A 19,096-nucleotide genomic window follows, 5' to 3' on the forward strand; every position below is an offset into this window, starting at 1 on the left:
GACAACTATGACGTTAGCACTTAATCAAGTAACGACGATTTTTCTCGCAGTAGCACTTCTCGTATTAGGTACATTTCTCGTAAAAAAGGCTAGCTTCTTGCAAAAATTTTGTATCCCGGCACCAGTGGTTGGGGGCTTGTTGTTCGCTATCATTGCAACGGCATTGAAAGCGACCGGAATTTTACAAATTACATTGGATACTTCCTTGCAAAGCTTGTTCATGCTCACGTTTTTTACTACGGTTGGATTGGGAGCGAGCTTTAAGCTGATCAAGCTTGGTGGTAAGCTGCTCGTTATTTACTGGATCGCCTGTGGATTTCTGGCTTTGGCCCAAAACGTAATCGGTGTGTCTTTAGCTTCCGTGTTCGGTATTCATCCATTGATCGGGATGATGGCTGGGGCTGTCTCCATGGAAGGTGGACATGGAGCGGCTGGTGCTTTTGGACAAACGCTTGAGGATATGGGCATTCAATCTGCGTTGGCGATTGGGATCGCAGCAGCTACCTTTGGTCTCGTAGCAGGGGGCTTGGTTGGCGGACCGACTGTGAAATATTTAATTGCCAAACATGATCTGAAACCGACGGAAACGGAAGAAGTAGTAGAGACAGTAGAAGAAAAAGGACAACCGATTCACTCGAATACCTTCTTCATCCAAGTCCTGTTGATTACGTTCTGTATGGCATTGGGAACGTATTTGGGAGAGCTGTTCTCTACTGCATCCGGATTTGTTTTACCAGGTTATGTGGGAGCGATGTTTGTAGCGGTGATTGTCCGTAATATCGTAGACAAGCTCAATCCAAAGGTAATCGACATGAAGAGCATCAACCTGATCAGTGACGTGACACTCGGAATCTTCCTGTCCATGGCACTGATGAGCATCAAGCTGTGGGAAGTTGCCGATCTAGCGCTTCCAATGCTCGTAATCGTATTTGTTCAAGTAGTTTTCATCGTCTTGTTTGGGATTTTCGTTCTGTTCCGTTTACTTGGCAAAAACTACGACGCCGCAGTCATGGTCGCAGGCTTTACAGGGCATGGTTTGGGCGCTACTCCGAACGCAATGGCGAATATGGCGGCCGTAACGGGACGATTTGGTCCTTCGCGAAAAGCGTACTTGGTCGTTCCGATCGTAGGTGCCTTTCTGATTGACGTGTTCGCGATGCCAATCATTATTACTACGATTAATTTGTTTAAATAAAGACGATTTAAACATCCCTTCATGCTGGAGAAAGTCAAGCTGGAGGGATTTTTTGTGCTTACAATTACTTTGGCTTACTCTCAACCGTTTAGAGATTTACAAATAATAGAGAAAAAAGGAAATAATTTCTTGACTGTTCGCATCGTGTTCGTATATATTTATATAAGAACGTACGTTCTTATTTTGGATAACTTTGCAAAGGAAATCTCACCCAACGATACAAGTTTCAGGGTAGAGATGTAGAATGCTGGCTTGGTAAGAGACAGCAGGAAGGGGATGAAAAGGGGCAGCAACTCCTAGGCAAATTTGAGGCACGAATGCAGAATCAAAGTTTGCACAAGTAGAAGCCGATGAAAAATATAATTTTGTTTTTTTGAGAAAATTGTAACCTTTTGTCAATTTTTGCGTACAATCTGGAAGGAACAACCAAAAAGTAGAGAATGTGGAGGGAAGTAGAATGAGAGAACTTCATGCTGATGTGGTAATTATTGGGGGAGGTACTGGTGGCTGCGCAGCAGCACTGGCAGCAGCGAAATCAGGAAAATCAGTTATTATGACGGAAGAAACTGACTGGATTGGGGGTCAATTTACGAGCCAAGCAGTACCGCCAGATGAGCATCCATGGATCGAACAATTCGGTTGCACGCGCAGCTATCGCACATTCCGTGACAGCGTGCGTGATTATTATCGTAACCACTATCCAATGACGGCAGAAGCCCGCGTCATCCCGAATCTTGATCCTGGTAATGGTTCGGTAAGTCGCCTTTGCCACGAACCAAAAGTTGCGCTAGCTGTTTTTTATCAGATGCTTGCTCCTTATATTAACAGCGGTAGACTTACTATTCTGACGAATCACAAGCTGCATGCCGTTCGCATGGCTGGAGATAACGTACTGTCGATCACAGTAGAAGATCAGAAGCATCATGATTTTCATGAACTGGTAGCACCTTATTTCTTGGACGCGACAGAATGTGGAGATGTACTCCCGCAAGCCGGCGTAGAATACGTACTTGGCGCTGAATCAGTGGATCAAACAGGGGAGCCAAATGCTGTTGTCGGGCCGCCGCAGCCAAATGATATTCAGGCATTTACGTATTGCTTTGCCATGGATTATTTGGAAGGAGAAGATCATACAATTGCCAAGCCGGAAACGTATGACTTCTGGAGAAACTACAAAGCAGATTTTTGGCCGGACAAGCTGCTTAGCTGGACAGGCTCCAACCCGCGAAATACTGCTGAATCTGTACGATATGAGCTGTTTCCGGGTACTAAGTATTTTCCACTCTTCACGTATCGTCAGATTGCTGATCCGAAGAACTTCCAAACCGGATTGTACAAGAGTGGCGTAACGACTGTGAACTGGCCGCAAAATGATTACTGGCTCGGCTCGATCATTGATGTGTCAGAGGAAGAGCGTCAGCGTCACCTTTACGGCGGTAAACAGTTGAGTCTCTCCCTTCTGTATTGGATGCAAACAGAGGCTCCTCGCCCAGATGGCGGACAAGGGTATCCAGGACTGCGACTGCGCAAGGATGTAATGGGAACAGAGGATGGACTGGCCATGTATCCTTATATTCGTGAATCCCGCCGGATCAAAGCGGAATTCACCGTATTGGAGCAACATGTGAGCGCATTTGTCCGCAAAACAGGCAAAGCAGAAGCCTTCGAAGATTCTGTTGGTGTCGGTAGCTACCGAATCGACCTGCATCCGAGCACAGCGAACCGCAATTACGTCGATGTGTCTACCTATCCGTTCCAAATTCCGTTGGGCAGCCTAATCCCTGTTCGTGTAAATAACTTGCTGCCAGCGGGCAAAAATCTTGGGGTTACGCATATTACAAATGGATGCTTCCGTCTCCACCCAGTAGAGTGGAACGTCGGTGAGGTAGCTGGTTATTTGACAGCTTATTGCTTGCAACATGGCCTGACTCCTCGCGCTGTCCGTAACACTCCCGATGAGCTGAAAAAGTTCCAAGCGTTCTTGTACGCGGAAGGCGTAGAGTACTTCTGGCCAACCATGTACGCAGTGTAAGAAGTTAGACGATCTGGTTGCCTGAGTTCGGGATTTTACCGAACTCAGGTTTTTTCACGGAGAGTAAGATTTCCTCGACAGTTTCCTGAGGCGTCTGCTCGGAAGAATCGATCCACATGCCGAGCTTTGGTGTCTCGGTCTGCAAGATATTATTCAGGTGGGAAATCGTCCAAGCACCATACCCTGTTTTTGGACGGGAAGCTTCTCTTTCTTCAACCGCTTTTTCATTTGGCGTGAGTACTACCACATACAACGGACGGTTTTGAATCATTTCAACAAATTCGCCTAAAAAGGGGCCAATCACAACATCCTGTACAACGACATTAAATCCTTCTTCAAAAAAAGTGTCTGCCGTAGAGGCTGTTATTTTGTAGCGCAACCACAACTGACGAATGGCTTCTTCTGACGGTTCGGGCATATATTCCTCTCTGCCATTTACAATCATTCGTCGGAACGAATCACCTCGCAGATGAACGCCTCGATTCAGCTTTTCAGCAAGTAACTGAGCTACTGTTGATTTTCCCGAAGCCATAATCCCGGTAACGAGAAAAATACATCTGTTTGGAGCGTGAACATTGGCATTCTCTTGCATCATCATCCCACCTTACTTATTTGATGTTATGTGAGTTCATATATGGAAAACATTGGATTATTCTTAGCTTTTTGAATCATATCATGGCAGTCGTGAAAACGCGATTTAGAAAACGAGGCACAAATAGGATAATATTTCTGCGTGTCGAAAAAGGAAGTACAGTCACACGAAAATAAGGGGAACTTTATCGTGATAGGTCCTATTTTTTGCGTGGGGAATGACTGATTTGCAAATAGAGAATCAATAGATGACATTCTGATTAGGCTGGAAACAATGACAAGAGCAGTGGGACGAGGCGAAGCCAAGATGCATCTGCTCTAAGCGGAGAGAGCTAGCATTTCCTGCAAACATCTCTCCATTCGCACAGACAAACCTCCCCCCATTTTCATATGGTAATGCTGTAATACCATAACTGTTAATGGAGGTGTTGAGGTATGAGTTCAATAAAGGGAACAAAACGAAAAAAAGCTACGATGACCATGATCGCCGTACCAACCATAATCGTAGCCGGGGAAACATCGAATCTCTCGGGACAAGTCAAGGTGAACGGACGTCCTAAAGCAGGGATCGTAGTCGTTTTTGCAACCGAAAATACTTTTGGTGTCGTAATCCCTGCCTTTACTATTACAGACGCCAAAGGAAATTTTACGGCAAAATTTAGATCGTTTATCAACCCTGATCAACCTGGATTCAGAGCAGTTATCGTCACCGCTGCACTCCCTTCTTTTCCTGGAGTCTCCGCTTCAAGTGTAATTGCAATCCTTCGAGGGCCGGGGTCTAGGAATAGGGTAAACCGACGGAAGACAGTCCAACGGAATTCAGCAAATGTAAGATCGGTTGGTAAAAAGAAGCTCGCCTTACGAAAATGAAGCCCAATCTGTCCAGTCATGTGGAATGTTGCTCACTGTTAGTGCGTAAGGACAATTAAATCGTAGATGTTTCTGTGGATCCGGAAAGAAATTTAAAATTACCTGGTGATTTAGAAGACCGGGACCTCTTGCACCATAAGGGGTTTCGGTCTAAAACTCTATACCATTTTGGGACTATCATCTGTGAGTTATTCGTGCGTAAATTAAACCAGGATCATTGTAGAAAAGCGTTGCTCATGGCGTATTAGTTTTTGGTAAACATATTTGTCTTAGAAGAACAATCACACATGGAGGTGTCAAAGTATGGTGAACCTGATCAAAATCAGGGCAAGTGTATTTATCCCCTTATCATGGACGGAACCAAGGACTGATCCGCAAACAGGAAGAATCATTCAATTCGAAGGCGATTCGCGTGAATTTACCCCGTATGCGGTTAACACCATGCGTTCCAGAGTGGAGCAAGAGGTTGTCGTAGACTTTATGAAAAAAGAAATTTTTACTTATCAGAATACGGGAATCACAACAGAGAAAATCACGAATCCTGATGGCTCGATTCAGCTGCGAAAGGGAAAAGCGAGTACGGAGGGCATTTTGTGCAGGAATATGGTATGGAAAACGGATGAAGAAGTGAGCTTTGAAATGAGCGCAAGCGCGAGTAATCCCCTGAATGAGCATGCGCCACCGGTTGACTACTTATTGTCGGTAACAGCGAAAAGGGATGGTCTTGTGCAGATTGAAGGAGCGCATGATGGCTTCCCTTGCTTTGAGTTTTATAAGCAAACGGATTTTGGGCCGTTTGAAACGATTTATACCCATGATTTCCGTGAAACAGGTGATACTCTGGCAGCCTTGGGTGGAGAAATGGAATATCATTTTCGTAAGATACTGTAGTAGGCACCAAAAATTTCTCATCATACGTTTTTGAGGAGGTTCTAATAGTGAGTAACCCGACGATGTTCGATCAATTCCCTATCATCGAAACAGACAGATTGATCCTTCGCCAACCTGATCAACAAGACATCGAAGATATTTTTGAAGTGTTGTCACATGAAGATGTGGCGAGATATGTAGGGATCGCGAGGTTTCAATCGATCGCAGATGCTGAAAATGAACTTCGATGGTATCGAGACTTATTTGAACAAAAGCAGGGAATCAGGTGGGCGGTCACGGATCGTTCTACTGGAAAATTTCTTGGCAGCTGCGGCTATAAACATTATCATGCTATACATAACAAAGCAGAGATCGGGTATGATCTGAATTTTTCGTGGTGGAATAAGGGGATCATGTCGGAAGCACTGCGGCCAATTATCGCGTACGGGTTTTCTCATATGCATCTAAACAGAATAGAAGCGGACGCAGATACCCGAAATACGGCATCGATCCATTTGCTCCAGAAGTTTGGCTTTCAAGTGGAAGGAATCCATCGAGAAACGGAATTTGAAAATGGGATGTACATTGATCTTATGAAGCTGGCGTTGCTTCGAAAAGAATATGAATGGAATTCGTTAAAAGAATCGTAATCGATAAGTAGCGGGGGAATGTACGAAATTTTCATCGTACAGACCTCCGCTTATTTTCTACCCACCTTTACAGCCACGCGCACAGCAGACTCAATCGCCCCTTGAATCCAGCCATGATGTTCATTCGAGGTGTGCTCCCCGGCAAAGTAAATTTTTCCTTCAGGCGAACCAATGTAGGGAGTTAATTCCGTCTCCTGCAACGGTTTGAAAAAGGCAAAGGCACCAGCAGCATAAGGCTGCAACGCCCAATTATGTGTGACCCCCGTAACGAAGGTTTTGTACACCTGCTCCCCATGAATGTCAGCCAGATGCTTTACCGCTTGCAGCACTTGTTCCTCTTTCGACATGCTGAGCCATGGCAGAGCATCATCCTCCCATGTGTAACTAACCAATACGACACCTCCGGGCTGATCAAACCCGTGGCTGGGAAAGTAAGAGAGACGAATAGGTGAATCCGTTACGGTTTGTCCGCTCCTTATTCCCTGTGCTTCCCAGAAGCGCTGAGAAAACTGAACACCTATTTTGGTGGAGGAAACATAGTGGAGCTGACGAATAGCATCCCATTTTTGATAGGAAAACAGGTCGTACGGTTCGACCTGAACAAACTGCAAGACAGTAAAAGGGATGGTAATAATCGTGATGTCACCGGTCATCTGAAATCGTTCGTCTGTGTCGGTACGAACGCCAGAAATGGTCATTTGCTTTCCCGTCTGGACGATTCGCGTCATTTTATGCCGGAAGTATATGTGGGCCTGTAATTGTGGAAGAAATGCCTGTGGTAGCTGGTCAAATCCCCCTGTTATTTCATAAAAACGTGTAGAAGGATCGAACAGGATGAAGTCTCGTAAAATTTCGGGAAAAGCGAGCTCAGGAAAACCCTCGAAGCCAGTCATGACCTTGATCATATCGATAGCGGGGGCGGATAAGGAAGGGCCAACAGGATTGAAGCGCAAGAATTGATCCATGGAAAAACGATCGTATTTTTGGACGACGATGGGCCAATTCTTCGCTGGATCGAGTTTGATGAAGTCGATGACAGACTTAACGGACTGACTGGCTAACTCATTGAAAGTACGACCTTTTTCATGTGGGGCTACAGGGAAGCGGAGGATGTCAGGATTGCGTTCATAGATCCAACGTCTTGTTTTGATGCCATTTATGGAGAGGATGTCGTTGGAAGAGCTGTTGACAAATGGATGAAGGGGAAGAGAGAATTTCCTCACGTATGCTAGAGTAAGTTCGTGCGTATGAGGAATACGCATGGCCCCAGCTTCTAGATAATGCCCATGGGTAAAAGGAGAGCGCAGTGTGAAAACTCTCCCGCCTATCCGGTCCGCAGCTTCCAAAATCGTTACGTTGTGCCCTGCTGCTTTAAGCAACGAGGCGGAAACAAGACCAGCCATTCCAGCCCCAACGATGATGATATGGAGGGGAGAGTGGGTTTTTGGGAGACCGTTGCGAATAATGGACAGCATGTCAGGTTGTGTTAAGGAGAAGGAGGGATTACCCATCGATTGTCTCCTTTCCATTCTTTTCCGGTACTATAATCCTATTCCATGGATGACGCAGGTATGCGTTGTGTAAGCCGATCATACAGGGCTCTACCATTTTCATCCAAGAAATGATAGGATAGAGAAAAGGGGAACAAATGATCGGAGGGCTTCGCGTGTTACCAACGAATGTTATCTGGAAACCGGCGACAGGTGTCGGATATGAGCACTTGAGAATACGGGAGGGGTCGAACAGAATCCACGTAAATAGCATGGTGATCGGGAGGCTGGATGACGCTACCCTTACCAGAATCCAATATGAAATGGTCCTGGATTCAAATTGGGCCACGCGAGAGGTTTCCCTGGCGATTGTGGGTGAAGAAGGAGCTTTGCATCTCTCATCGGATGGCAAGGGAAATTGGACAAACGAGATGGGTGAGCCCATTCCTGAGCTCGTTGGCTGTATCGATATCGATATTTCTTGTACACCTTTCACAAATACACTGCCAATCCGGCGTTTGTCGTATTCTCCGGGGGAACCACAGTCTATTCAGGTAGTCTATTTCTCAGCCCATGAGCTGATGTATAGGCAAGTCCAGCAACAATATACGCTGCTAGAAAGCAAAGAGAACTCGTCTGTCTATCAATATCGGGCAGGAACATTCGTGGAAAACATGACGGTTGATACAAACGGGTTGGTTCTAAACTATCCAGACCTGTTTACACGTGAGCAGGTGTAGGAAAAAGGAGGGATGGTTCCGCATGGCTGAAAGGTTTATTGCGGGTATACTGGCCAGCTTTTTATTTACGTTTGGGGCTGCGCTTCTGTATTTTCAGGATCGATCCTCGGTTCTTTTCGTTGCGATGTTTACGTTCCCGACGGTATTTCTGTTAGGGATTCCGCAATCTATCGTTATAGATTGGATTATGAAGCGATTACCAAGGAAGAAGGGAAGTCTCCTTTTCCTCCTAGAAGCATTGCTGTACATCGTGGCTGGAATCATCGCAACCATGATGCTTTTCTTCATCGTTATGCATACCTTTACGCTGCTTCCCAAGTTTTATGTCCTGGGCGTAGTAGCATCTTTGCTCTATTTTGTATGCCTGCACTTCTTAAAGCGTAAAAGGAAAGCCCTACATGTAGCGTAAGGAAAGGAGTAAGCGTCATGAATGAATGGGTACAAATCGTGTCAGGCAACATTTTGGAAACTACGGAAAATATCATCGTTCAGCAGGTCAATTGCATGGGCGTGATGGGAGCAGGGCTTGCCAAGCAAATAAGAGCCAAATATCCAAGTGTTTATACGGAATATAAGCGGCATTGCGAGCAGTATGCGGATGCACGTGGTGATCTCCTTGGACAAGTGCTGCTTTGCCAGGTTGGGGAAGGGAAGTACATTGCCAACCTTTTCGCACAGCTCGGTTATGGGAAAAAAGGAGTCTACACGAAATATGACATGCTGCAAAAAGGGTTGGAAGAAGTTCTCTCCCTCGCGAAAAAAGAAAATCTGACTATCGCCATACCATACGGGATCGGCTGCGGATTAGCAGGCGGGGACTGGGATGTGGTGAGTAAGCAGCTTGACGAGATTTTTACTGGTTATGGTGTGAAGCTGTACAAATTCGAAGCGGATTGACGCCAGAGTATCACATGCGCTATAGTAAAAAGAACCATATCTAGGGAGAGATGTTGATGTCGGCGGTCGTTCTTAACTAAAGCAATTCCATACAAAAGGTCTTGATTCAACCTTTGAAATTTTGCCAAGTAGCAAAGTTTCTTTGTGCTGGGTGATAATCGGCCTTGGAATTAGTTAAGAACAACGGATATCATACAATGCCTTAGGTGAAAATCCTATCATTGCGCCCAAAATCCGTGCTGTGTTCAGCGCGGTTTTTTATTTGGTTGCGTTTTGTTTAGGTATCCCAAAAAAAGGGCGGAGAATGACATTTGTTCATTCTTCGCCCTTTTTTATTTTCCATGAAAAAGGAGAAATCAGCCATGAATGAAAAAGCATTACAGCGTCTCGAATACGACAAGATCAAAGAAAAGGTAATGGAATACGCCTTATCGTACGCAGGGAAAAAGCATGTAGAACAAATGATGCCGATAGACTCTGCCAAAGTAGTGCGTAGTAAGCTGGACGAAACAGCAGAAGCCAAGAACATCCTGCAAAACGGAGCCAGTGTACCAATTCCCGCGCTGGAAGGGATGGAGAAGATACTTTCCCTCTTGGGGACGGGATATGTCTTTGGCGTAAACGATTTTACAAATCTGTACTTGTTCCTAACAAGTTGCTCACAACTAATGAAGTACATGGCGACAAAAGCACAATTGGCGCCACGGGTAAGCACCTATGCAGCATCGATGTACGACGCCACAAAATTGAGGAACGAAATCGAACAATGCATCCGTCATGGGCAAGTTGTCGATTCGGCCAGCAAAGACTTGTTGAAGGTGCGTAAACGCATTGTCGTATTTGAAGAGCGCCTGAAAAGACAACTGGATTCGATCGTGAACAAATATCGTTCGATCATGCAAGAAAATGTGATTAGTACACGCAATGGACGTTATGTCATCCCCATCAAAAAAGAACATCGCAAGCAAGTGGCTGGCAGTGTCTTAGATGAATCAGCGAGCGGTCAAACCGTCTATATGGAACCGACGGAGATCAGCAGCGTACAGTTCGAGCTGACAGCACTCAAGGCAGAGGAAGAACGTGAAGTAACAAAAGTACTGATGCAATTGTCCGCGTTCGCAGAAGAATACACCCATGAACTCACCGTGAATGTCGAGACCGTTGGAATGTATGACTTTCTTTTCGCAAAAGCGAAGTACGCATTGGCAATCGGAGGCGCGAATGTCGAACTAAACGAAAAAGGGATCCTCGATGTCAAGGAAGCACGGCATCCGCTACTCGGCCCGAAAATGGTGCCGCTGCATATGAAGATTGGTCGAGAGTACAAATCGCTGATTATTACAGGTCCCAATACAGGCGGAAAAACATTGACGTTAAAAACGATCGGACTGTTAACCATGATGGTCCAGTCGGGTTTGCTCGTACCCGTACAGGAAGGCAGTCATTTCTCCATTTTCCGCAACATCGCGGTAGATATTGGCGATGGGCAGAGCATCGAGCAAGCGTTAAGCACGTTTTCGGCGCATATTCATAACGTCCTGGAAATCTTGAAGATTACAGACGCCTCGACTCTCGTCTTGATTGATGAGATGGCAACGGGTACAGACCCAGGAGAAGGAGTCGCCTTGTCGATTGCAATTTTGGAAGAGCTGCACCGAAGAGGTGCGACGGTGATCGTGAATACACATTTTAACGAAATTAAAAATTTTGCCTCCGCAACTGCCGGGTTCCAAAATGCACGAATGGAATTTGACGAGGAGACCTTGCAGCCACTGTATCGCTTGCGAATCGGAGAAGCTGGCCAGAGCTACGCATTCCTGATCGCATTGAAGCTGGGTATCCCGTCTGAGATGATTCAGCGTTCTCGGGAAATTACTCGGAATGGGTTCATGACGACGACTACCACTATGGTAAGGCTGGAACCATACCAAGACATCGAGCAGGAAGCGGATAAGGCTCCAAGCTATGTGGAGACACGAGTAATAGAAAAGTCAGAAGAAGTGGAAGTAGAAGTGGAAGAGGAAAGACGAGAGGAGCTTCCACGGGAGATTTCAGAAGAAGCCGTAGTCACATCAGCCACGCCAAAGCGTGACAAACCATTTGCTGTTGGTGATTGTGTATTCATCTCCTATCTGGGGAGAATCGGCATCGTGTTTAGTGCGGAGGACTCCAAGGGTATCGTTGGTGTCATGATTCAAAATCAGAAATATAAAATCAACAAAAAGCGCCTCGTCTTGCATATTGAGGGCAAAGAGCTGTATCCGGCGGATTATGACATGGACATTGTTTTCGAGACAAAAGAGAACCGGAAGAAACGTAAAATGATGAGTCGCAAGCATGTCGAAGGACTAGCGATCGAGACGAAGCGGGAGGAGTGACGAGTATGGACAAAAAGCCGATTTTCTCTAAGAGAGAATCGGCTTTTTTGATGTTGAAGTTGCTGAACAGAGCGAATAGGCTATTTGGCTGTATGGCTAATCGTTATTTGTTTACTTACAAGCACCATCATGATCGCCAATAGCAAGAAGTAGATAGGCATGGTGACCAACGAGCCGTTATGAAAATAACTCATGCCACTTGTGATGAGACTGACGATGAGATAGTAGCTCAAACCAAAAATAGCGCCAGCAGTTCCGAGTACATCACCGTAGTGGACAAGAGCTAAACTCAGGCAGTTTGGAATCGCGATCCCAATCCCCAGCAAAAGGGTAAAGAGAGAGGCTACCATGATCACCATCGAGACAACGGAAGGACTCGCGCCATACAAAGTGAAGCTTGTAAGGCATACTGCCCCAAACGTTGTTACCAGCGAGCCGATTAGAATTAGGCTCTCAGCCGGGTATTTGGTTAGCAGTTTTTTCGAGAGCATTGCCCCGATCACAGAGGCCAAAGCTACGAAAATACCCAATAACCCAAACAGACCAGGCGTCATGCCGAAAAAACCAATGAAAATAAATGGCGCTTCGGCATAGTAACTGAACAACATGCCATTTGTCGCTCCGATTAAGAAGCCAAAAGCCCAAATCCTTTTGTCCGTAAAAAGGCGTTTGGCTACAGCTAGCGTGCTTATCTTTGAAGCTGTAGACGTTTTGGTCTCAGGCAACGATACAAATGCGTAAGCAAAAATCACTACGCTCATTGCGATCAGCGTGAAGAAGACAGCCTGATAGCCAAAGGATTGATCCACCCAACCACCGATTAAGGGGCCAATTGCAGGCGTAAAAGCGAGAGCAGCGGAAATCTGAGCAAAAACAGCATGCCGCGTGGTGGTATCGGTACTCTCTCTTAGGATGGTTTGGGTCACCACCGATCCTGCACTCGCACCGAAAGCTTGGATGAACCGACTCCATAACAACCAGTCAGCCGAATCGGAGAGGTAGCAACCCAAGCTGCCAAGTCCGTAAACGAAAATTCCCCAGAGCATGGCAGGGCGTCGACCGATAGAGTCAGAGAGTCTTCCCCAGCAAAATACACCAAAGGCAAAGCCGAGGAAGTAAATACTGAGTGTCAGTTGGATCATATTGTTACTGGCATGAAGGCTATTGGCGATATCAGGTAACGAAGGTGTGTAGATCGTTTCGCTAATTTGCGGAAAACCCACCAGGATAATCAACAGTAGTAAAGATGGTGTTGAGATTTTTCTATTCACTTGTCCGTTCCCCCTATATTCCGAAAATCTCAAACAGCGTAGGAGGGAGATTACGGGATAGGGGGTTTACATTTTATCAATCGGGAAAATGAAAGCATATTGTCACCTTACATAATGAATAGGGGGAAATTTTTCAATAGAATAGCATTCATTGGGAATCGGTGACAAGTCATTTTCGTCTGGTGGTTTATTCACACTTTTCTCTTTTTCCACGCTGTAGGGCTGTACGGAAGCTGCTTCCGCAGCCGCAGGTTGCAATTGCATGGGGGTTTTGGATCGTAAATCCACCCATCATTCCGGTCTCTTTGTAATCGAGTTCGACGCCATCGACATACGGATAGCTTTCCGGATTGACGACCAGCTTCACACTATCCATATCGATTGTAGTGTCGCCTTCTTGATACGTATCATCAAAACCGAGTCCGTAGGTCATCCCGGAACACCCTCCGTCCTTTACGCCAAAACGAATGAAGAGAGTAGAGCTTTCTTGTTCGAGCATATGTTGAAGGCGAGTGACGGCAGCTTCGCTTATGTGAATCATTGTGAGACCTCCCTTTTTTATGCTTACTCTTCTCCTGCGATTACAACCTCAGGTACAAGGTGAATGCCTGATTGGCTGTGAACCTTTTCCTGAATCTGCCTCATGAGTGTCCATACATCAAGTGCAGTCGCATTGCCAGTATTCATAATAAAATTAGCATGTTTGCTCGATACTTCCGCGCCTCCGTACCGCATGCCCTTAAGACCAGCATCTTCAATGAGCTTTGCCGCAAAATGGCCCGGAGGATTTCTGAATACACTACCCGCACAGTCGAACGGCAGAGGCTGTGTTTGTAAACGTTTTTCTTTATAGCGGTTCCATTGGAGCTTGATGCTTTCGCTGTCGCGCATAGTCAGCTCAAAAACGGCTTCCGTGATAATCGCATTAGCATCTTGCAAGGAAGAGTGGCGATAAGAAAAATCCAAATCTACGTCACGCAAGGAGCGAATGGCTCCCGTTTGCGTGATTACTTCAGCTGAATGGAAAATGTCCGATTACCCGGGTATTCCACCTGCGAACTCCAAGCCACTGAGCCTGTGCTTGTTTGCCAATGCTGCAAGCTTGATCAAGGAGTAGCCAGCCCCTGCGTAAATCTGATTTCCCACGATTCGGGCATAGTCCAAAGCTTTGTTTAATTTGATAACCGCGCCACGGTACCCCTTGTCTGTGACTAAAAGGTTGGAGCCCTTTCCCATCACCATCCATGGAACATGATGTTCATTCAGGATTTGTAGGACCATGATCAGTTGGGATTTGCTGCTCGGCGTAATCAGTAAATCCGCAGGTCCGCCAATTTTCCAGGTAGTATGTGCCGCCAAAGGCTCTTGATAAGTCACTTCGACCTGTCGTTCACGGAGAAGGGAGAATACAGGTTTCATTTGTTTCACCTATCCTTCTTGGAAAAAAACACCTTGCACTTCAATCACAGTATAGGAATAATTTTATATATATTCAACTAAAATGTTTAATAAATTGCAGTTGCGTAGCCTTCGCGATGAACAAAGAATGTCACTTTATAAACATGTTTGTTGAATTAGTTATACAAAGGACATATACTGTGAGCGTATCGTTCTTTTCCAAATAAAGGGGCGAAGAGAAAATGGAGAGATATAGACACCTATCCACACGTGAATACATTCTTTTGCTGCTGAAAAGGGAAGGGGAGCTCAGCACAAAGGATTTGCAAAACAGGCTGGAGCTCACAAAGGTAGCTGTCAGCAGACAAATGATCTACTTGGAAAAAGACGGTTTTGTTGTGTGCAGAGTAGGTCGTCAAAAAGCAGGCAGACCCATGCACTACTACTCGTTGACACAGCAAGGTAACGAACAATTTCCGAATGATTACGGGCAATTGGCCGTGGATTTGATGGAGCATATCGTGCTGGCAGACGGGGAAGACCGCGTGGATCAATTTTTTGCAAGACAGCAAGAGAAGATTATCCAGAAATACGAGGGACAAATGGAAGGGAAAGCGCTATCTGAAAAGGTGGCAGAGATGGCGCGCATCCAAGATGACAACGGATTTATGGCGAGATGGGAACAGGTCAGTGATGAGGAATATGTGATTACGCAGTACAATTGTCCCTATTTTAAAGTAGCGGATCGGTATCAGATGATTTGTGCAAGAGAGCTTGCTTGTTACCGAGCATTACTCCAAACGAGCGTAGAACGGACGGAATGCGTGGCAATCGGCGGAAAGAGATGTGTCTATCAGATTCGTGCTACACAATCGTAGCTGTAAGCATTATCACGGCAGATGAAACGACGAAGGGGAGGGAACGAAAATAATGACCAACGCGAATCCATGGGATGCTGACTGGGAAGTATCTGAACCATTGGTACGCGCACTCATCCTCCGTCAGTTTCCGCAGCTCTCCTCTATGCCCATCAAGCTGATCGGCTGTGGGTGGGATAACATGGTCTTTCGAGTGGGGGACGATTTTGTTTTCCGTTTTCCCAGGCGGAATGTCGCTGTGGAATTGATCAAAAAGGAAGGGATGCTGCTGCCAATGCTTGCGGCATTCCTGACGATACCGTATCCGAAGCCAATTTTTTATGGGGAACCAACCAACGACTACCCATTCCCTTTTTTGGGGTACACGTATCTTCCAGGAACGTTTCCAAAGGGCTTGACCGACGAGCAGCGCGCTTCATCGGCAGTGGCCCTCGCGACGTTTTTAAAAAGCTTGCACGCGTTTTTGCCCCAGCGTGCCCGCGAGAACGGGATCGAGCAAGATCATAGGAACCTTCTGGACATTGCACAGAGAAAAGAAAAAATGCAGACGTTCTTGTCTACCTTGGCTGTGCATATTTCTGGAGAAGATCGGGATGCGATCGCTAATTATTTAGGACAAGTCGTGATAGACCGAATAAGTCCGCGTGAAGTGCTGCTGCACGGAGACCTCCATGTGAAAAATATGCTGGTAGATGAAGCCGGGCAGATATCAGGCATTATTGACTGGGGAGATCTCAATGTGGGTCATCCAGGAGCGGATTTAAATGTGGTCTACAGTTTTTTACCGCCACATGCCCGCCAATCGTTTTTTCAAGAGTATGGAGAAGTGGATGAAGAGACAAAAATATTGGCCAGGATGATGGCGGTGTACATTCCGATGCTGCTTTGGATGCAAGCCATTGATCATAAGGATGAGGTAGTAGCAGAGGAAGCAAGAATGACGATACGGCGAGCACTCGCTGACGAATAGAGCATCAGTAAACGATTTCGGGGGAAAAGCGGCTTACGCTCATCCCCCGATTTTCTTATCCGATTCCTAACTCTTCCATTTTTCGATACAGAGTACTTCGCGCAATACCTAGCTTTTTGGCAGCGGCGCTGATAGATGGAGCTTCTGTGATGGCTTGCTGGATTGTCTGTCGCTCTAATTCGCGCAATAATGGCAAAGGTTCGCTGGATGCTTCTTGCAGACTATATTGCTGCTGCCATTCGCTTGGGAGATGGTGAGAGGTGACCCACGGATCACCGTACGCATGTAAAAATGCTCGCTCCACGATATTGCGCAGCTCACGGATATTTCCGGGCCATGAATGCTGCTGCAAGATCGCTAGGGCAGATTCACAGATACCTGTCGGACCGCCAGCGTATTGGGTATGAAGCTGCTGGAGGAACTCGTTAGCCAAGGCTGCAATGTCTTCTTTGCGTTCGCGCAGAGGAGGGATGCGTATTTGCAGGATATTTAGCCGGTAGTAAAGGTCTGCACGAAACAGACCATTCTGTACATCTTCTTCAATGGAACGATTGGTGGCAGCGATCACACGAATGTCCAAGGGCTTTTCTTCGTGGGAACCCAACCTCGTCACTTTGCGTTCTTCGAGTACCCGCAACAAAAGCACTTGAAGCTCCAAGCTCATTTCCCCGATTTCATCGAGAAAGAGCGTTCCTCCATTTGCGGCTTCAAATTTTCCTGGCTGTCCTCCTTTTTTTGCTCCCGTAAAAGCTCCTTCTGCGTATCCAAATAGCTCACTGGCGATCAGTTCGCGTGGAAGTGCTGCGATATTGACTGCAAGAAAAGGGCCGTCTTTTCGCGAACTGGAGGAATGGATGGCTCGCGCCAGGACTTCTTTGCCACAGCCTGTTTCTCCGAGCAATAACGTATTCGATAGCGACTGTGCAGCAATACGTGCTGTATGCAGTTGAGCTTGATAGAGGGGGCTATTCGTATGTATCTCTGAAAACGAATAGCTGCTAGTATTCTTTGACAAGGTTGACGTACTTGGGCGAATCAAAAAGAGGCGATACCACGTCTTTTCCCCCAGATCGAGTTCCTCTACATACCAATTGGGTAAGTGTTCTTGTTCCCAATCCGCCTCGAGCACAAGGCCTTCCACTAACGAAAAGCGTTCCTTTGCCCGCTTGTTAGCAAAAAGTACGCTGCGCTCGTCACTGAGGGCGATGAGGCATTCTTGGCTATTTTCCGCCCATGCGAAAAGAAGACTCTTCCAATTGGGAACAGAATGAGAGATCGCGCGATGTTGGGAACGCTCGATTACGGAGGAAGAACCGAAAGACGAGAGCAGCATGCCGGCTTCAAAAATCGTTCTCGCACCCTTTCTTGGTTATAGTTTGTTTGTTCGATCGTGGGACAGGTGTCCGACAAGGAAGCGTGAAACAAACGACACACAAAGACGAAAGCGATACAAGAGAAGAGGGAGTTTTCTGGTCAAGGGCAGATCAACTGCATGACCTGTTTTGCGACAAGCTCTTTGTCATAAGTATACAGGAGAAAATAGCCAAAAGAATCGGTACGATTAAATTTTTATCGGGGCCAGCAAGCATTGGCATGTCTTTTGCTTCTTTTTGTGTATGTACGCATATGCCATTTCGAACAAGTGAGGGGGAAGCAGCATGCCAGAAGTTTTATTTCGAGTTGACTTGAACAAACCGATGGAGGAGCAGGATACACCTGGTCATAACAGATGGCATCCAGACATTCCAGCAACCGTTTCCGTGAATCCGGGAGCTGTTTTTCGCATGGAATGTAAGGACTGGACGGACGGGCAGATCGCGAACAACGATGACCCTTCCGATATTCGCGATGTGAACCTCAATCGCGTCCATGTCCTTAGTGGACCTGTCTGGGTGAATGGAGCAGAGCCAGGCGACCTCTTGGTTGTCGATATTCTCGATATCGGGGCACTTCCCCAATCGGAATGGGGCTTTAACGGGATTTTCGCCAAAGAAAACGGCGGGAGCTTCCTCGTTGATCATTATTCCCAAGCGGCCAAGTCGATCTGGGACTTCCACGGCATTTACACGACCTCCCGCCATTTGCCAGGAGTCAAATTTGCCGGCATTCTTCATCCAGGCTTGATTGGTACCGCACCTTCCCACCAGCTATTGGATCGCTGGAACCGAAGAGAGAGCGACCTTGTAGCGACAAATCCTGAACGAATGCCGCCACTCGCGAATTTGCCGACTCCGCACAGTGCCGTGTTGGGTAGTCTAAAAGGAGCGGAGTTTGATCGGATTGCCAGAGAAGCGGCTCGGACTGTCCCTCCTCGCGAGCATGGCGGTAACTGCGATATCAAAAACTTGTCCAAAGGCACTCGTATTTACTTCCCGGTTTATGTAAATGGGGCGAAGCTGTCCATGGGCGATTTGCATTTTTCACAAGGAGACGGAGAAGTGACCTTCTGTGGCGGAATCGAAATGGCTGGGTGGCTGGATCTTCATGTGGACATCATCAAGGGCGGGATGGCGAAGTATAACATCGTGAACAACCCTGTATTCAAGCCGGGTCCAGTAGAACCTCGCTATACAGAATACCTCGTTTTCGAAGGGATTTCCGTCCACGAGACGACAGGGCAGCAGCTGTACATGGATGCGCATGTGGCTTACCGCAATGCTTGCCTGAATGCCATCGAGTATTTGAAAACGGCGATGGGCTTCACGGGGGAGCAGGCGTACATGCTGCTGGGAACAGCGCCGGTGGAGGGAAGAATTGCGGGAATCGTCGATATTCCGAATGCGTGCTGCACCTTGTCTATCCCGACAAGCATTTTTGATCGAGATATTTTGCCGAAGTAGCCAGGAAAAAGAACGCGAAAGAGGGA

The 19,096-nt window shown here is 46.6% G+C and carries 17 protein-coding genes and 2 pseudogenes; 13 read left to right on the forward strand and 6 right to left on the reverse strand.

All coding sequences use genetic code 11. The features are described 5' to 3' along the window. Positions 1-7 precede the first annotated feature (7 nt). Both gltS and HP401_RS14870 read left to right on the forward strand, forming a co-directional pair. Positions 8-1,195, forward strand: coding sequence for a sodium/glutamate symporter (gene gltS / locus HP401_RS14865; RefSeq protein ID WP_173605540.1), 1,188 nt, complete (start codon positions 8-10; stop codon positions 1,193-1,195). Between the two features lie 457 nt (positions 1,196-1,652). After that, entirely contained in the window at positions 1,653-3,227 is a 1,575-nt protein-coding gene (locus HP401_RS14870) for an FAD-dependent oxidoreductase (RefSeq protein ID WP_173605541.1), read from the forward strand. 4 nt (positions 3,228-3,231) lie between these two features. Here the strand turns inward: HP401_RS14870 and HP401_RS14875 are convergent, their stop codons facing one another. Further along, positions 3,232-3,825: an AAA family ATPase gene (locus HP401_RS14875; RefSeq protein ID WP_173605542.1), complete on the reverse strand. Its 594-nt coding sequence runs from the start codon at positions 3,823-3,825 to the stop codon at positions 3,232-3,234. A 428-nt stretch (positions 3,826-4,253) separates the two neighbouring features. Between HP401_RS14875 and HP401_RS14880 the strand changes: the two genes are divergently transcribed. The 4 genes and pseudogenes from HP401_RS14880 (at position 4,254) to HP401_RS14895 (ending at position 6,208) form a co-directional block, all read left to right on the forward strand. Next, positions 4,254-4,688, forward strand: a complete 435-nt coding sequence (locus HP401_RS14880; RefSeq protein ID WP_173605543.1) for a hypothetical protein — start codon at positions 4,254-4,256, stop codon at positions 4,686-4,688. A gap of 64 nt (positions 4,689-4,752) precedes the next feature. Further along, positions 4,753-4,797, forward strand: a pseudogene (locus tag HP401_RS35710) (SEC-C metal-binding domain-containing protein); the annotation flags it as partial. A 194-nt stretch (positions 4,798-4,991) separates the two neighbouring features. Further along, positions 4,992-5,579 (forward strand): DUF3238 domain-containing protein, encoded by a 588-nt coding sequence (locus HP401_RS14890; RefSeq protein ID WP_173605544.1) that lies wholly within the window; start codon positions 4,992-4,994, stop codon positions 5,577-5,579. A gap of 47 nt (positions 5,580-5,626) precedes the next feature. After that, positions 5,627-6,208, forward strand: a complete 582-nt coding sequence (locus tag HP401_RS14895) for a GNAT family N-acetyltransferase (RefSeq protein ID WP_173605545.1) — start codon at positions 5,627-5,629, stop codon at positions 6,206-6,208. A 50-nt stretch (positions 6,209-6,258) separates the two neighbouring features. Here HP401_RS14895 and HP401_RS14900 read toward each other — a convergent pair whose 3' ends face one another. Next, positions 6,259-7,719 (reverse strand): flavin monoamine oxidase family protein, encoded by a 1,461-nt coding sequence (locus tag HP401_RS14900; RefSeq protein ID WP_173605546.1) that lies wholly within the window; start codon positions 7,717-7,719, stop codon positions 6,259-6,261. Positions 7,720-7,874: 155 nt separating this feature from the next. Between HP401_RS14900 and HP401_RS14905 the strand changes: the two genes are divergently transcribed. The 4 genes from HP401_RS14905 to HP401_RS14920 all read left to right on the forward strand — a co-directional run bounded on the left by HP401_RS14905 (position 7,875) and on the right by HP401_RS14920 (position 11,713). Continuing rightward, complete coding sequence (locus HP401_RS14905; protein ID WP_173605547.1) at positions 7,875-8,438, forward strand: putative glycolipid-binding domain-containing protein; 564 nt, start codon at positions 7,875-7,877, stop codon at positions 8,436-8,438. A gap of 22 nt (positions 8,439-8,460) precedes the next feature. Beyond that, positions 8,461-8,847 carry a hypothetical protein gene (locus tag HP401_RS14910; protein WP_173605548.1) on the forward strand — a complete coding sequence of 129 codons (387 nt, stop codon included), beginning with the start codon at positions 8,461-8,463 and terminating at the stop codon, positions 8,845-8,847. A 17-nt stretch (positions 8,848-8,864) separates the two neighbouring features. Continuing rightward, on the forward strand, positions 8,865-9,335 hold the full coding sequence (locus tag HP401_RS14915; RefSeq protein ID WP_173605549.1) for a macro domain-containing protein: 471 nt from the start codon (positions 8,865-8,867) through the stop codon (positions 9,333-9,335). A gap of 362 nt (positions 9,336-9,697) precedes the next feature. Next, positions 9,698-11,713 (forward strand): endonuclease MutS2, encoded by a 2,016-nt coding sequence (locus HP401_RS14920; protein WP_173605550.1) that lies wholly within the window; start codon positions 9,698-9,700, stop codon positions 11,711-11,713. Between the two features lie 80 nt (positions 11,714-11,793). Here the strand turns inward: HP401_RS14920 and HP401_RS14925 are convergent, their stop codons facing one another. From HP401_RS14925 to murB, 3 genes and pseudogenes are all read right to left on the reverse strand, one after another. Beyond that, a complete protein-coding gene (locus HP401_RS14925) occupies positions 11,794-12,984 on the reverse strand; it encodes a multidrug effflux MFS transporter (protein WP_173605551.1) in 1,191 nt (396 codons plus the stop codon). A gap of 187 nt (positions 12,985-13,171) precedes the next feature. Next, complete coding sequence (locus HP401_RS14930) at positions 13,172-13,525, reverse strand: HesB/IscA family protein (RefSeq protein ID WP_173605552.1); 354 nt, start codon at positions 13,523-13,525, stop codon at positions 13,172-13,174. Between the two features lie 23 nt (positions 13,526-13,548). Next, positions 13,549-14,403 (reverse strand): annotated as a pseudogene (gene murB, locus HP401_RS14935) (UDP-N-acetylmuramate dehydrogenase). A 221-nt stretch (positions 14,404-14,624) separates the two neighbouring features. On the opposite strand from murB, the gene HP401_RS14940 reads away from it, so the two are divergent. Both HP401_RS14940 and HP401_RS14945 read left to right on the forward strand, forming a co-directional pair. Continuing rightward, positions 14,625-15,260 (forward strand): helix-turn-helix transcriptional regulator, encoded by a 636-nt coding sequence (locus HP401_RS14940; RefSeq protein ID WP_173605553.1) that lies wholly within the window; start codon positions 14,625-14,627, stop codon positions 15,258-15,260. A gap of 52 nt (positions 15,261-15,312) precedes the next feature. After that, positions 15,313-16,230: a phosphotransferase gene (locus HP401_RS14945; protein ID WP_173605554.1), complete on the forward strand. Its 918-nt coding sequence runs from the start codon at positions 15,313-15,315 to the stop codon at positions 16,228-16,230. A gap of 55 nt (positions 16,231-16,285) precedes the next feature. Here the strand turns inward: HP401_RS14945 and HP401_RS14950 are convergent, their stop codons facing one another. Continuing rightward, on the reverse strand, positions 16,286-17,563 hold the full coding sequence (locus HP401_RS14950; RefSeq protein ID WP_173605555.1) for a sigma-54 interaction domain-containing protein: 1,278 nt from the start codon (positions 17,561-17,563) through the stop codon (positions 16,286-16,288). Between the two features lie 325 nt (positions 17,564-17,888). Here HP401_RS14950 and fmdA point away from each other — a divergent pair, with 325 nt between their 5' ends. After that, on the forward strand, positions 17,889-19,070 hold the full coding sequence (gene fmdA / locus HP401_RS14955; RefSeq protein ID WP_087348179.1) for a formamidase: 1,182 nt from the start codon (positions 17,889-17,891) through the stop codon (positions 19,068-19,070). Positions 19,071-19,096 lie beyond the last annotated feature (26 nt).

The sequence above is a fragment of the Brevibacillus sp. HB2.2 genome (assembly GCF_013284275.1).
Classification (GTDB): Bacteria; Bacillota; Bacilli; order Brevibacillales; family Brevibacillaceae; genus Brevibacillus; species Brevibacillus brevis_D.